This window comes from Streptomyces sp. NPDC104096 (assembly GCF_055584385.1).
Genome location: NZ_JBVJMD010000023.1, coordinates 18,186 through 31,592 on the forward strand (window position 1 = coordinate 18,186; position 13,407 = coordinate 31,592).

The following is a 13,407-nucleotide window of genomic DNA, read 5'->3' on the forward strand; positions in this document are numbered from 1 at the left end:
CGAGTTTTGGCCGGACCCGGCTCGGGCGAAGGTCCTACGACCTGGGGGTTCGGCAGGGTCGTACCCCCGCATCATCCGATCGGCCGATGCCCGATCGAGCGAAACGGCCGATGTGCCCGCGGCGCTCCCCGCGGCACGCTCGACGCATGTCCGTCATAGAGGTGAACGACCTGCGCAAGGTCTACGGGGGCCGCGCCGTCGTCGACGGTGTCTCCTTCGCCGTGGAGGAGGGCGAGATCTTCGGCGTCCTCGGCCCGAACGGCGCCGGCAAGACCACCACCGTCGAGTGCGTCGAGGGCCTGCGCGTGCCCGACGCCGGCCGGGTCCGGGTCACCGGCCTCGACCCGGTCGCCGACCACGAACGGGTCGCCCGCGTCCTGGGCGCCCAGCTCCAGGAGAGCGAGCTCCAGGCGAAACTGACCGTCCGCGAGGCCCTGGAGCTGTACGCCGCCTTCTACCCCGACCCGCTGGACTGGCGGCCGCTCGCCGAGCGGCTGGGCCTGACCGACCGGCTCACCACCCGGTTCGGGAAGCTCTCCGGCGGCCAGAAGCAGCGCCTGTCCATCGCGCTCGCCCTGATCGGCAACCCGCGGATCGTCGTCCTGGACGAACTGACCACCGGCCTGGACCCCAGGGCCCGCCGGGACACCTGGCAGCTCATCGAGGACGTACGGGCGGGCGGGGTCACCGTCCTGCTGGTCACCCACTTCATGGAGGAGGCCCAACGGCTCTGCGACCGGATCGCGGTGATCGACAGGGGCCGGGTGGCCGCCCTGGACACCCCGGCCGGACTGATCCGGCGCTCCGCGGGCGCCACCGTCATCAGCTTCACCCCGTCCGCCCCGCTGGACGACCGGGAACTGGACGCGCTCCCCGCGCTCGCGTCCGTCGAGCACAAGGACGGCCGCGTCACGCTCTCCGGCACCGACGAGACGGTCGACGCCGTCATCACCCTGCTCGCCCGCCACCGGGTCACCGCCCACCAGTTGCGCGTCACCGACGCCACGCTCGACGACGCGTTCCTCGATCTCACCGAGGAGAAGGAGAAGTCGCTGTGAACACCGCGGTCCTGCGCGCCGAGTTCCGGCTGTTCCGCCGCGAACCCGGCGCCGTCTTCTGGGTCCTCCTGTTCCCGACCCTGCTCCTGGTGATCCTCGGCTCGATCCCGTCGTTCCGGGACGCCGACGACTCCCTGGGCGGGCTGCGGCCGGTCGACGCCTACGTGCCCATCGCCGTACTGATCGCCCTGATCATGTCCGGGGTGCAGATCCTGCCCCAGGCGCTGACCGGCTACCGGGAGCGCGGCATCCTGCGCCGGATGCGGGTCACCCCCGTGCGGCCCACCGCCCTGCTGACCGCGCAGATGACCGTGCAGGGCGCGGTGGCGCTGGGCTCGGCGCTGCTCGCGCTCGCCGTCGGCCGGCTCGCCTTCGACGTACGGCTGCCCGGACGGCCCGCCGGGTACCTGCTGGCGCTGCTGCTCGCGGCCGCTGCGGCCCTCGCCCTCGGCGCGGTCGTCTCGGCGCTGTCGCGCACCACGAGGATCGCGGGCGCGATCGGCTCGGCGGTGTTCTTCCCGATGATGTTCTGCGCGGGCGTGTGGATCCCGGTGCGGGCGATGCCGGACGCGCTGGCCCGGGGGGTGACGCTGACCCCGTTCGGCGCGGCGGCCCGCGCCCTGGACCAGGCCGCCGCCGGACACTGGCCCGGCTGGGACCACCTGGGCGTGCTCACGGTCTGGACGGTGCTGCTGACGGCGGGCGCGGCGCGCTGGTTCCGGTGGGAGTGAGCCGGCCGTGCCGGACACTGGCTGCATGACGCAGGCCGAACACCCGGAGCGCAGGGCCTTCTTCGACCTCTGGGGGCCCTACGCCCTGCTCGCGGTGGGCGTGTTGACCGCGGCCGGTTCGGCCCGGGCGGTCGGGATGACACCGGCCGCGATGTGGGCGGCCGGCGTGCTGGTGGCCGCGTCGTTACTGCTCCAGCTGTGCTGGGGACGGGCGGCCCGGAGGTGGTCGGGGCCCAACCGGACGAGCGCGACGCTGTACTTCGTCCGCTGGGCCCTCGGTTTCATGCTCACCTGGCTCAACCCGTTCTTCGCCTTCTACGCCGTCACCGGCTACTACAGCGCCGCCCGCCAGCTGACCCGGCGGCTGATGCTGCCGGGGCTCTTCCTGACCGCCGTCACCATGGCGGGCAGCGAGATCGGCGGCATGCCGCCGCGCGGTCTGCTGTGGTGGCTCGGCTTCCTCGTGGTGTTCGGCGCCAACCTCGGACTGGTCGCCCTCTTCAACCGGTTCAACGTGCAGGAGCAGGCGCACGCCCGCACCCAGGCCGAGACCATCGCCGAACTCGGCCGCGCCAACGCCGCGTTGCAGCGGGCCCTCGACGAGAACGCCGCGCTGCACGCCCAACTCCTCGTCCAGGCGCGGGAGGCCGGGGTCGCCGACGAGCGCCGACGGCTGGCCGCCGAGATCCACGACACCATCGCCCAGGGCCTGACCGGCATCATCGCCCAGCTCCAGGTCGTGGCGAGCGCCCCCGACCTGGACGTGGCCCGCACCCACCTGGGCCGGGCCGCCGACCTGGCCCGGCACAGCCTCGGCGAGGCCCGCCGCAGCGTGCACAACCTCGCCCCCGTCGCGCTGGCCGACGACGGGCTGCCGGAGGCGCTGAAGAAGACGGTCGCCGAATGGGGTGAACGCACGGGTCTGCGCGCCGGGTTCACCGTCACCGGCACCGCGGAGCAGTTGCACGACGAGGTCTCCGCCACCCTGCTGCGGATCGCCCAGGAGGCCCTGTCCAACGCGGCCCGGCACGCGTCCGCCACCCGCGTCGGCGTCACCCTGAGCTTCATGGGCGACGAGGTCACCCTCGACGTCCGCGACGACGGCACCGGCTTCGACCCCGAGAGCCTGCCGCGGCGCACCCGCACCGGCGGGTTCGGCCTCGACGGGATGCGCGCCCGCGCCGAACGCATCGCCGGCTCCCTCACCGTGGAGTCCGAACCGGGCCACGGCACCGCGCTGTCGGCTCGCGTACCGTTGGTGCGCCATGACCGATGACACCGCCGCTATCTCGCTGCTGATCGTCGACGACCATCCCGTCGTACGCGACGGCCTGCGCGGCATGTTCGACTCCGCGCCCGGTTTCACGGTCGTCGGCGAGGCGGTGAACGGGGTGGAGGCCGTCGAACTGGCCGCCGCCCTCGACCCGGACGTGATCCTGATGGACCTGCGGATGCCGGGCGGCGGGGGAGTGGACGCCATCGCCGAACTGACCCGCCGCCGGGCCCGCGCCAGGGTCCTCGTGCTGACCACCTACGACACCGACTCCGACACCCTGCCCGCGATCGAGGCGGGCGCGACCGGGTACCTGCTGAAGGACGCGCCCCGCGACGAGCTGTTCACCGCCGTCCGGGCCGCCGCCGAGGGCCGTACGGTCCTCTCCCCGGCCGTCGCCTCCCGGTTGGTCAGCGCCGTGCGGGCGCCAGGCGGCGAGCCGCTGTCCGCCCGCGAGCGGGAGGTCCTGGCCCTGGTCGCCCGGGGCACCCCGAACCGCGAGATAGCCCGGGAGCTGTTCATCAGCGAGGCGACCGTGAAGACCCACCTCACCCACCTGTACGCCAAGCTCGGCGTCAAGGACCGGGCGGCCGCGGTGGCGACGGCGTACGAGCGCGGGATCCTCGGCTGACCCGCGCGCTCCCGGCGGCTGACCCGCGTGCCCGGCGGCTGACCCGCACGCTCCCCGCGGGCCCGTCCTCGACCGCGCGGTCCGCGTCGCTCAGCCGACCTTCAGCAGGAGCACGGACCGGGCCGGCACCGTGATCGCCGCCCCCGCCCGGTGCGTCACCTCCGGCGGCTGCGCCTGCTCCTCCCGCGAGGTGTCCACGACCACCTCGTAGCGCTCCGCCCACGGCGGCCCCGGCAGCACGAAGCTCACCGGCCGGTCCCCGGCGTGCAGCACGGCCAGGAAGCTGTCGTCGACGATCGGCGCGCCCCGCTCGTCGCGGCCCGGGATGTCCCGCCCGGAGAGGTACATGCCGAGCGTGGCGGCGGGCGCGTACCAGTCCCGTTCCGTCATCTCCGCGCCCCGCGCGGTGAACCAGGCCAGGTCCCGCAGCCCGTCCGCAGAGTGCGCCCGTCCGGAGAAGAACGCCCGGCGGCGCAGCACCGGATGGCGGTGGCGCAGCGCGATCAGCCGTGACGTCAGCTCGGACAGGGCGCGCCAGCCGGGCTCCTCCAGCAGGCTCCAGTCCAGCCAGCCGATCTCGTTGTCCTGGCAGTAGGCGTTGTTGTTGCCGTGCTGGGTGCGCCCGAACTCGTCGCCCGCGACCAGCATCGGCACCCCCGTGGACAGCAGCAGGGTGGTCAGCAGGTTGCGCAGCTGGCGCCGCCGCAGCTCCCGTACCCGCTCGTCCTCGCTCTCGCCCTCCGCGCCGCCGTTCCACGACCGGTTGTCGTCCGTGCCGTCCCGGTTGCCCTCGCCGTTGGCCTCGTTGTGCTTGCGCTCGTACGACACCAGGTCGCGCAGGGTGAAACCGTCGTGCGCGGTGACGAAGTTGACCGAGGCGTACGGCCGCCGCCCGCCCCAGGCGTACAGGTCGCTCGACCCCGACAGCCGGTAGCCCATCTCGCGGACGTCCGGCAGGGCGTGCCGCCAGAAGTCCCGCACGGCGTTGCGGTAGCGGTCGTTCCACTCGGTCCACAGCGGCGGGAACGCGCCGACCTGGTAGCCGCCGGAGCCGACGTCCCACGGTTCGGCGATGAGCTTCACCCGGCGCAGCACCGGGTCCTGGGCGATCACGGCCAGGAACGGGGAGAGCATGTCGACGTCGTGCATGGAGCGGGCCAGCGCGGCCGCGAGGTCGAAACGGAAGCCGTCGACGCCCATCTCCGTCACCCAGTAGCGCAGCGAGTCGGTGATCAGGCGCAGCACCTGCGGCTGGACCACGTGCAGGGTGTTGCCGCAGCCGGTGTAGTCGGCGTAGCGGCGGGCGTCCGACTGGAGCCGGTAGTAGCCGTGGTTGTCGATGCCCTTGAGGGAGAGCGTCGGGCCCAGCTCGCCGGCCTCCGCGGTGTGGTTGTAGACCACGTCGAGGATGACCTCGATGCCGGCCGCGTGCAGCGCCCGGACCATGTCCTTGAACTCGCCGACCTGTTGGCCGGTCGTACCGGAGGCGGCGTACCCGGCGTGCGGGGCGAAGTAGCCGATCGAGTTGTAGCCCCAGTAGTTGCGCAGCCCCCGCCGCAGCAGATGGTCCTCGTGCGCGAACTGGTGCACCGGCAGCAGCTCCACGGCCGTCACGCCCAGCTTCACCAGATGCTCGATCGCCGCCGGGTGCGCGAGGCCCGCGTAGGTGCCGCGCAGCTCCGGCGGGATGCCGGGGTGCAGCTTGGTGAAGCCCCTGACGTGCAGCTCGTAGATCACCGAGTCGGCCCAGGGCGTCTTCGGGCGGCGGTCGTCCGTCCACTCGTCGCCCGGCGCGTCGTCGTGCACGACCACACCCTTGGGGACGTACGGCGCCGAGTCCCGGTCGTCGCGCACGGTGTCGGCGACCTGCTGCTGGGGCCAGTCGCGGACATGCCCGTACACCTCGGGCGGCAGCCGGAAGTCGCCGTCCACCGCGCGCGCGTACGGGTCGAGGAGCAGCTTCGCCGGGTTCCAGCGCGCGCCGGTCCACGGGTCCCAGCGGCCGTGCACCCGGAAGCCGTACCGCTGACCAGGCATCACCCCCGGGACGAACCCGTGCCAGATCTCGTGCGTCAGTTCGGTCAGCCGGGCGCGGGTCTCCCTGCTGTCCGGGCCGCGCCCGTCGAACAGGCACAGCTCCACCGCCTCGGCCCCGCCCGCCCACAGCGCGAAGTTGGTGCCCGCCACCCCGTCCGGGCCGACCCGGAAGCGGGCCCCCAGCGGTGTCGGCGCACCCGGCCACACCGGCACCGCGGGCGTCCTGCGCCGTGCGCCGTTGGCGGCGGCGACCGGACGCCCGTCCCCGGTGGCGCGCTCTTCCGCCACCGCCTCCTGCTCGGCTGCGCTGGACACGGTTCGGCCTCCCGCGGCTCATGGCACGACGTGGAACAACGGGTGACGGGCCCGCGGCGTCCCGGCCGCGGTCACCTGTCGCGTCGTCCTCCCCACTGTTCTGCCCAGCTCATGGCTCGCACTCACGTTTCCCGGGGGCGGGCCGGTCGTTGGGGTCCATGTGAGGCACGTACACGGGCGCGCACGGCGCGCGGGGGCCACGCTGGCCGCCGTACTGACATGGGCAGGGCTGCTTGCGGGCGCCGCCGGCTGCGACACGGACCCGACGGGGGTGATCGGCGCCGACGGGGCGCTCGGCAGAGCGCCGGCCCCCGAGGACGTCATCCGGATCTCGCCGGACGACGGCAGCAAGGAGGTCCGCCCCGGCCGGGCGCTGGGGGTCCTGGTGACCGACGGGCGCCTGGAGTCGGTGCGGGTCGTCAAGTCGCAGGACGCGCAGGTGACCCCGGTACCCGGCCGCCTCTCCCCGGACCGGCGGCGCTGGGAGCCCACGGAGCCGCTGGCGCTCGCGGCGAAGTACACGGTCGACGTGGTCGCCGTCGACGGCGACGGCCGCCGCTCGGCGCGGCACACCACCTTCACCACCTTCGTCCCCGCCGAGCGGTTCATCGGGTACGTGACCCCGGAGAACCGTTCCACGGTCGGCACCGGGATGATCGTTTCGCTGACGTTCAGCCGGAAGATCGACGACCGGGCAGCCGTCGAGCGGGCCGTCAGCGTCACCGCGCAGCCGGCGGTCGAGATCCGCCCGCACTGGTTCGGCAAGGACCGTCTGGACTTCCGCCCCGAGGCGTACTGGAAGCCCGGCACCAAGGTCACCGTCGGCCTGCGGCTGCGGGACGTCGAGGGGGCGCGCGGGGTCTACGGACTCCAGTACCGGACGGTCTCCTTCACCGTCGGCCGCAGCCAGGTCTCGCTGGTCGACGCGGCGAAGCACACCATGCAGGTGCGGCGCGACGGCGCACTGGTGGCCACCGTGCCCATCACCGCGGGCGCCCCCAAGACCACCACCTACAACGGGAAGATGGTGGTGATGGACATGCTGGAGGTCACCCGGATGAACAGCCGCACGGTCGGCTTCGGCGGCGAGTACGACATCCCGGACGTGCCGCACGCCATGCAGTTGACGAGCTCGGGCACCTTCCTGCACGGCAACTACTGGGCGCCCGACGCCCCGGGGAAGGCCAACGTCAGCCACGGATGCGTGGGACTGCGGGACGTGAAGGGCGGCGCCTCGGACACCCCCGCGGGCTGGTTCTTCGACCGCAGCCTGGTCGGTGACGTCATCGAGGTCGTCCACAGCGACGACAAGAAGGTCGCCCCCGACAACGGGCTCGGCGGCTGGAACATGGGGTGGAAGGAGTGGAAGAAGGGGAGCGCGGACAAGTGACCGGGCGGGACGCGGGACCGGACGACGGAGGAGGGACCTCAGTTGGGACTGAACGGTGACAATCGGCGGGCATCGACCGCACTGATCATGTGGTTAATATGCGCCAGAGAGCGCATGGGATGCGCTGGGGTGGCCGGGCCGGGGTCCGGCGAGGGGAGAAGAGTTGAACGTGCGACCGATATCGGGGGCGTCGGTTGACGCGCGCGCGGGCGGGACGCGGAAGCGGGGCCGGGGCGGACTGATGGCAGCCGCCCTCGGCGTGCTGCTGGTCTCCGTCACCGCCTGCGGCGGCGGGGCGGACGCCGGGTCCGGCGACGGCAAGGACAAGGGCAAGCAGGCGTCCGCGACCCAGAGCGCGCAGTCGGAGGCGGTCGTCACCATCGCCCCCAAGACCGGCGCCAAGGAGGTCGACACGAGCGGCGTCCTCAAGGTCAGCGCCACCAAGGGCAAGCTGACCGAGGTCACCGTCAAGGACGCCAAGGGTACGAAGGTCGACGGCACCATCTCGGCGGACGGTGCCGGCTGGACGCCCACCACGCACCTGGCGGCCTCCACCAAGTACGAGGTGCACGCGGTCGCCAAGGACGCCGCGGGCCGTACGGCCGCGGAGGACTCCTCCTTCACCACGCTCAGCCCGAAGAACACCTTCATCGGCACCTTCACCCCCGAGGACGGCTCCACCGTCGGTGTCGGCATGCCGTTCTCGGTCCGCTTCACGCGCGGCATCACCAAGCCGGACGACGTGAAGAAGGCCATCGAGATCACGACCGAGCCCGCCGTGGACGTCGAGGGCCACTGGTTCGGCAACGACCGCCTGGACTTCCGCCCCGAGGAGTACTGGAAGTCCGGCACCAAGGTCACCGTCAAGCTGAACCTCGACGGTGTCGAGGGCCGCAAGGGCGTCTACGGCAAGCAGTCCAAGACCGTCTCCTTCACCATCGGCCGCAACCAGGTGTCCGTCGTGGACGCCAAGAAGCACACGATGAAGGTCATGCAGGACGGCAAGACCGTCAGGACCATCCCGGTCACCACCGGCAAGGCCGGCTACGCGACCTGGAACGGCAGCATGGTCATCAGCGAGAAGTTCAAGGTCACCCGGATGAACGGCGACACCGTCGGCTACGACGGCGAGTACGACATCAAGGACGTCCCGCACGCCATGCGCCTGACCGACTCGGGCACCTTCGTGCACGGCAACTACTGGGGCGGCGACGCGTTCGGCAACTACAACGCCAGCCACGGCTGTGTCGGCCTGCGCGACGTGCGCGGCGGCTACGACAGCGGGGTGCCGGCCGCCTGGTTCTTCAACCACTCGATGGTCGGTGACGTGGTGGAGGTCAAGCACTCCACCGACCCGGTGGTCGACCCGGCCAACGGCCTCAACGGCTGGAACATGTCGTGGGAGAAGTGGAAGGCCTGAGCGCCGACCGACCGTACGGCCCCGGTGTGAGGTACCGCACCGGGGCCGTCGGCGTTAGTCCCCGTTAACCTGCCCTCATGACTGTGCATCTTGAAGTCGCCGAAGGCGTGGGCACCATCCGTCTGGACCGCCCGCCGATGAACGCGCTGGACGTCGCCGTCCAGGACCGCATCAAGGAGCTGGCCGAGGAGGCCGCCCGCCGCGAGGACATCCGCGCGGTGGTGCTGTACGGCGGGGAGAAGGTGTTCGCGGCGGGCGCGGACATCAAGGAGATGCAGGCGATGGACCACACGGCGATGGTCCTGCGCTCGCGCGCCCTGCAGGACTCGTTCACGGCCGTGGCCCGCATCCCCAAGCCCGTGGTGGCGGCCGTCACCGGCTACGCCCTGGGCGGCGGCTGCGAGCTGGCGCTGTGCGCGGACTACCGCATCGCGGCGGACAACGCCAAGCTCGGCCAGCCGGAGATCCTGCTCGGCCTGATCCCGGGCGCGGGCGGCACCCAGCGCCTGGCCCGTCTGATCGGCCCCTCCCGGGCCAAGGACCTGATCTTCACGGGCCGCATGGTGAAGGCCGAGGAGGCGCTGGCGCTGGGCCTGGTGGACCGGGTCGTCCCGGCCGCCGAGGTCTACTCGCAGGCGCACGCCTGGGCGGCGAAGCTGGCCCAGGGCCCGGCGCTCGCGCTGCGCGCGGCGAAGGAGTCGGTCGACACCGGCCTGGAGACGGACATCGAGACCGGACTGGCCGTGGAACGCACCTGGTTCGCGGGCCTGTTCGCCACCGAGGACCGCGAGCGCGGCATGCGCAGCTTCGTGGAGGAAGGGCCCGGCAAGGCCAAGTTCCAGTGACGGCGCGCCGGACGCAGGGTGAGGTTCCGGTGAGAGCTGCTCGGTGAAACCGGTCCGGTGAAACTCTCCCGAACCACTTGCAATTGACGCGGTGTCTGATCCCGGGTCCCTCGACGGGGCGGTTTATGGAAACCTTAAGCAGGCCTTAAGCCCGCCTTGTCGGGGCGACCTGTCGATTGCCTCGGATCGTGCCTCCGGCGCAGGTCGGAAGGGCTGTCTCGGACGCCGAACTGCCGCTGGCATATGCCGATCGAATCGGGCGGAATATTGTGTTCCGGGGGACGTATTCCTCCAGAACGACCCCGGAGGACCGTACGGGCGGCCATGATGGGGGGCATGGCGGGGCTGGAGGGCATCGAACAGCCGCGGGGACAGGGCCGTCCGACGGCGGCGCGCTGGTCGCCTGCGGTCGAGGACGAACGAGCGCTGAAGGCCCTGGAGCTGTTCGGCAATCCGACGGAGGCGGAGGTCCCGCTGCCGTCCCGCCCCGAGTCCGCCGCGACGGCACGCCGGCTGGCCCAGGTGGTGGTCCTGCGCCAGTGGGGCCTGACCCCCAAGATGGCCGAGGACGCGGTCCTGCTGGTCTCCGAACTCGTCGGCAACGCCGTACGCCACACCGGCGCCCGGGTCTTCGGCTTACGGATGCGCCGCCGCCGCGGCTGGATCCGGGTCGAGGTCCGCGACCCCTCCAGGGGCCTGCCCTGTCTGATGCCGGTCCAGGAGATGGACATCAGCGGCCGGGGCCTGTTCCTCGTCGACAAGCTCTCCGACCGCTGGGGGGTCGACCTCCTGCCGCGGGGCAAGACGACCTGGTTCGAGATGAGAGTGGCCGAACGCTGAGGCCCGGGCGACCGCTTCGGTCCGTGGGACCGCCTCGGCCCGTGTGACCGCTTCGGCCCGTACGGCCGCTTCGGCCGGTACGGCCCCGCGACCCGCGCCGGCCACCGGGGGAGCCAATCGCTCCTTTTCTTACAATGCCCCCTTTAAATGGTGCGGATGACCCATACCGACCGCCGCACGGCACTGCGGGCGGGCGCCGGGCTGGTGACCGGCGGAGCACTGGCCGCCGGATGCGCCACGACCGGTGCCGCCGCCCACCCCGCACCCGCGAGCACCACTCCCACCGGCGCCGCGCCCGCGCGTCCCGCCTCCGCGCGCGCCGCCACCCCCGTCCCGGCCGTCGCCCCGGCCCCGCGCCGACTGCCGGGTCAGCCCTCCGAGCTCACCCACGGGCCGCGCGACCGTCCCCGCGTGGCCCTCACCTTCCACGGCCAGGGCGACCCGGGCATCGCCCGCTCCCTGCTCACCACGGCGGAGAAGCGCGGCGCCCGGCTGACCGTCCTCGCCGTCGGCACCTGGCTCGACGACCACCCCGACATCGCCCGCCGCATCCTCGACGGCGGTCACGACCTCGGCAACCACACCCACCGCCACCTGGACATCAACACGATGTCCGAGTCCGCGGCGCGGGCCGAGATCCGCGCCTGCGCCGACCGGCTCAAGCGCCTCACCGGCTCCATTGGCACCTGGTTCCGCCCCTCCCGCTCCCCGCGCGCCTCGCCGCTCGTCGAACGGCTGGCGGCCCGCGCCGGATACCCGCACGTCCTCTCCTACGACGTCGACTCCCTCGACTTCACCGAGCCCGGCGCGGCCGCCGTCACCCGCAAGGTGCTCGGCGAGATCCGCAACGGATCCGTGGTCAGCCTGCACTTCGGCTACCCGGGCACGGTCGCCGCGCTCCCCGCCGTACTCGACGAACTCGGCCGCCGCGGACTGCACGCGGTCACCACCACGGAGCTGTTCAGCTGATGCACGCGAAACCGCTCGGGCGCGCCCTCCTGACCGTCGCCGCCCTCGTCCCCGTCACCCTTCTCGCCGCCTGCGGCTCCGGCTCCGGGGACCGGGCGCACGAGAGCGCCGCCACCAAGGCCGCGGCGGTCCGGGAGCCCCGGCCCAAGCGGCAGGCCGACGACCGGAGCCTGCCCGGCATGCCCCCCGTCCTCGACCCGAAGGACGTCTACGCCGCCGACCGCCCGAACCAGCTCTCCCCGGTGGTCAAGGACTTCCCCTCCCGCGTCTACGTCCCCAACACCCAGTCCGACACCGTCACCGTCATCGACCCGAAGACGTACCGGGTCATCGAGACGATCCCGGTAGGCCACCAGCCCCAGCACGTCGTGCCCTCCTGGGACCTGAAGACCCTGTGGGTCAACAACGACCTCGGCAACACCCTCACCCCCATCGACCCGAGGACCGGCACCGCGGGCAAGCCCGTCGAGGTACACGACCCGTACAACCTCTACTTCACGCCCGACGGCAAGTACGCCGTCGTCATGGCCTCCCAGGACCGCGAACTCGTCTTCCGCGACCCGCACACCATGAAGCGGATCAAGTCCCTGCCGGTGACCTGCTACGGCGTCAACCACGCCGACTTCTCCACCGACGGCCGGTACTTCATCGTGTCCTGCGAGTTCAGCGGCGAACTGCTCAAGGTCGACACCGCGAAGATGGAGGTGATCGGGCAGGAGAAGCTCCCCTACGAGGGTGCGATGCCGCAGGACGTCAAGATCTCCCCGGACGGCAAGACCTTCTACATCGCCGACATGAAGGCCGACGGCGTGTGGGTCCTGGACGGCGACCGGTTCACCCGGCCGACCCTGCTGCCCACCGGCAAGGGCTGCCACGGCCTGTACGTCAGCCGCGACTCCCACGAGATGTACATCTCCAACCGCGGCGAGGGCACCGTCTCCGTCTTCGACTTCCGCAAGAAGGCGCTGACCGAGAAGTGGCACCTGCCGAACGGCGGCAGCCCCGACATGGGCGGCGTCTCCGCCGACGGCAAGGTGCTGTGGCTGTCGGGCCGGTACAACTCCGAGGTGTACGCCATCGACACCGCCACCGGCCGGCAACTGGCCCGGATCAAGGTCGGCCACGGCCCGCACGGCCTCGCGGTCTACCCCCAGCCCGGCCGCTACTCGCTCGGCCACACCGGGGTCTTCCGCTGACGCCGGTCCCGTCACCGGGCGCCCCGAGGCCGTCAGCGGGGCCCCAGCAGCGCCTCCGACCCCACCGGAACGTAACCGGCCGCCTGGAACGCCCGCAGACTGCGGGCGTTGCCCGGCGAGACCTGGGCCCACACCGGTTCGCCCCCGCCGAGCTGCCGCGCCGCCGTCACCAGGCGCCGGCCCAGCCCCCGGTGCCGTAGCTCCTCGGTCACCTCGACCGCGACCTCCAGCCGCCCGGCGACCCCGCGCCCCAGCACCAGCACACCCCCCTCGGCGGTCCACACCCGCACGCCGTCCCGGCGCCTGCGGGAGGCGACGACCCGGGGATGGTCCGGGTCGTCGATCTCGGTGAGGGGCAGCGCCGGTCCGCCCGGCAGCGGGGAGCCGACCAGGAGCAGGTCGATCGTGTCGTGGCGGCGGCCCGTACGCTCCAGCAGAGCCGCCAGGAACCGGGCGTTCATGGACGCGGCGAGCGCGTCGCAGTCCACCGCGGCCAGCGTCTCGCGCACCCACCGCGGATCCTCGTCGGTGAACACCACGGAGTGCGCGGTGAAGGCGATCACCCCGGCGTCCCGGGGGGAGTGCTGGGGCACCACCGTCGTACCGCCGTCCGCCGCGGGGAACACCCCCCGGGCCGCCGCCTCCAGAATGTCCCGCAGGCTCCGCGTCATCGAGTCCCTCTCCCCCTCTTGAGTCTCCACC

At 72.4% G+C, this 13,407-nt stretch carries 12 protein-coding genes; 10 read left to right on the forward strand and 2 right to left on the reverse strand.

Features of this window, described 5'->3' with window-relative positions; all coding sequences use genetic code 11:
- The first annotated feature begins 146 nt into the window (after nt 1-146).
- From ACZ60B_RS23090 to ACZ60B_RS23105, 4 genes are read left to right on the forward strand one after another with little or no spacing between them, the layout of a single operon-like run.
- On the forward strand, nt 147-1,058 hold the full coding sequence (locus ACZ60B_RS23090; RefSeq protein WP_469389826.1) for an ABC transporter ATP-binding protein: 912 nt from the start codon (nt 147-149) through the stop codon (nt 1,056-1,058).
- On the forward strand, nt 1,055-1,789 hold the full coding sequence (locus ACZ60B_RS23095) for an ABC transporter permease (RefSeq protein WP_469389828.1): 735 nt from the start codon (nt 1,055-1,057) through the stop codon (nt 1,787-1,789). Before ACZ60B_RS23090 ends, ACZ60B_RS23095 begins: the two co-directional genes overlap by 4 nt.
- Before the next feature lie 25 nt (nt 1,790-1,814).
- The gene (locus tag ACZ60B_RS23100; RefSeq protein ID WP_469389830.1) at nt 1,815-3,065 is read left to right on the forward strand and encodes a sensor histidine kinase; all 1,251 of its coding nucleotides are present in this window, start codon (nt 1,815-1,817) and stop codon (nt 3,063-3,065) included.
- A complete protein-coding gene (locus ACZ60B_RS23105; RefSeq protein ID WP_469389832.1) occupies nt 3,055-3,693 on the forward strand; it encodes a response regulator in 639 nt (212 codons plus the stop codon). Before ACZ60B_RS23100 ends, ACZ60B_RS23105 begins: the two co-directional genes overlap by 11 nt.
- Nucleotides 3,694-3,783: 90 nt before the next feature.
- Here ACZ60B_RS23105 and glgX read toward each other — a convergent pair whose 3' ends face one another.
- The gene (glgX, locus tag ACZ60B_RS23110; RefSeq protein ID WP_469389835.1) at nt 3,784-6,045 is read right to left on the reverse strand and encodes a glycogen debranching protein GlgX; all 2,262 of its coding nucleotides are present in this window, start codon (nt 6,043-6,045) and stop codon (nt 3,784-3,786) included.
- Nucleotides 6,046-6,205: 160 nt separating this feature from the next.
- On the opposite strand from glgX, the gene ACZ60B_RS23115 reads away from it, so the two are divergent.
- The 6 genes from ACZ60B_RS23115 (at nt 6,206) to ACZ60B_RS23140 (ending at nt 12,705) form a co-directional block, all read left to right on the forward strand.
- Nucleotides 6,206-7,435: a L,D-transpeptidase gene (locus ACZ60B_RS23115; RefSeq protein WP_469389837.1), complete on the forward strand. Its 1,230-nt coding sequence runs from the start codon at nt 6,206-6,208 to the stop codon at nt 7,433-7,435.
- 163 nt (nt 7,436-7,598) lie between these two features.
- Nucleotides 7,599-8,855 (forward strand): L,D-transpeptidase, encoded by a 1,257-nt coding sequence (locus ACZ60B_RS23120; protein ID WP_469389839.1) that lies wholly within the window; start codon nt 7,599-7,601, stop codon nt 8,853-8,855.
- A gap of 77 nt (nt 8,856-8,932) precedes the next feature.
- Nucleotides 8,933-9,700: an enoyl-CoA hydratase/isomerase family protein gene (locus tag ACZ60B_RS23125; RefSeq protein WP_450661767.1), complete on the forward strand. Its 768-nt coding sequence runs from the start codon at nt 8,933-8,935 to the stop codon at nt 9,698-9,700.
- A 336-nt stretch (nt 9,701-10,036) separates the two neighbouring features.
- Nucleotides 10,037-10,540: an ATP-binding protein gene (locus tag ACZ60B_RS23130; protein ID WP_450661768.1), complete on the forward strand. Its 504-nt coding sequence runs from the start codon at nt 10,037-10,039 to the stop codon at nt 10,538-10,540.
- Between the two features lie 156 nt (nt 10,541-10,696).
- Complete coding sequence (locus tag ACZ60B_RS23135; RefSeq protein WP_469389842.1) at nt 10,697-11,509, forward strand: polysaccharide deacetylase family protein; 813 nt, start codon at nt 10,697-10,699, stop codon at nt 11,507-11,509.
- Complete coding sequence (locus ACZ60B_RS23140) at nt 11,509-12,705, forward strand: YVTN family beta-propeller repeat protein (RefSeq protein ID WP_469389844.1); 1,197 nt, start codon at nt 11,509-11,511, stop codon at nt 12,703-12,705. Before ACZ60B_RS23135 ends, ACZ60B_RS23140 begins: the two co-directional genes overlap by 1 nt.
- A 32-nt stretch (nt 12,706-12,737) precedes the next feature.
- Here the strand turns inward: ACZ60B_RS23140 and ACZ60B_RS23145 are convergent, their stop codons facing one another.
- On the reverse strand, nt 12,738-13,376 hold the full coding sequence (locus ACZ60B_RS23145) for a GNAT family N-acetyltransferase (protein WP_469389846.1): 639 nt from the start codon (nt 13,374-13,376) through the stop codon (nt 12,738-12,740).
- Nucleotides 13,377-13,407 lie beyond the last annotated feature (31 nt).

What these genes read in the sequence shown, in the direction of transcription:
- ACZ60B_RS23090 (WP_469389826.1), top strand. Translation starts at nt 147, where the DNA reads ATGTCCGTCATAGAGGTGAACGACCTGCGCAAGGTCTACGGGGGCCGC.
- ACZ60B_RS23100 (WP_469389830.1), top strand. Translation starts at nt 1,815, where the DNA reads ATGACGCAGGCCGAACACCCGGAGCGCAGGGCCTTCTTCGACCTCTGG.
- ACZ60B_RS23105 (WP_469389832.1), top strand. Translation starts at nt 3,055, where the DNA reads ATGACCGATGACACCGCCGCTATCTCGCTGCTGATCGTCGACGACCAT.
- ACZ60B_RS23125 (WP_450661767.1), top strand. Translation starts at nt 8,933, where the DNA reads ATGACTGTGCATCTTGAAGTCGCCGAAGGCGTGGGCACCATCCGTCTG.
- ACZ60B_RS23130 (WP_450661768.1), top strand. Translation starts at nt 10,037, where the DNA reads ATGGCGGGGCTGGAGGGCATCGAACAGCCGCGGGGACAGGGCCGTCCG.
- ACZ60B_RS23135 (WP_469389842.1), top strand. Translation starts at nt 10,697, where the DNA reads ATGACCCATACCGACCGCCGCACGGCACTGCGGGCGGGCGCCGGGCTG.
- ACZ60B_RS23140 (WP_469389844.1), top strand. Translation starts at nt 11,509, where the DNA reads ATGCACGCGAAACCGCTCGGGCGCGCCCTCCTGACCGTCGCCGCCCTC.
- ACZ60B_RS23145 (WP_469389846.1), bottom strand. Translation starts at nt 13,376, where the DNA reads ATGACGCGGAGCCTGCGGGACATTCTGGAGGCGGCGGCCCGGGGGGTG.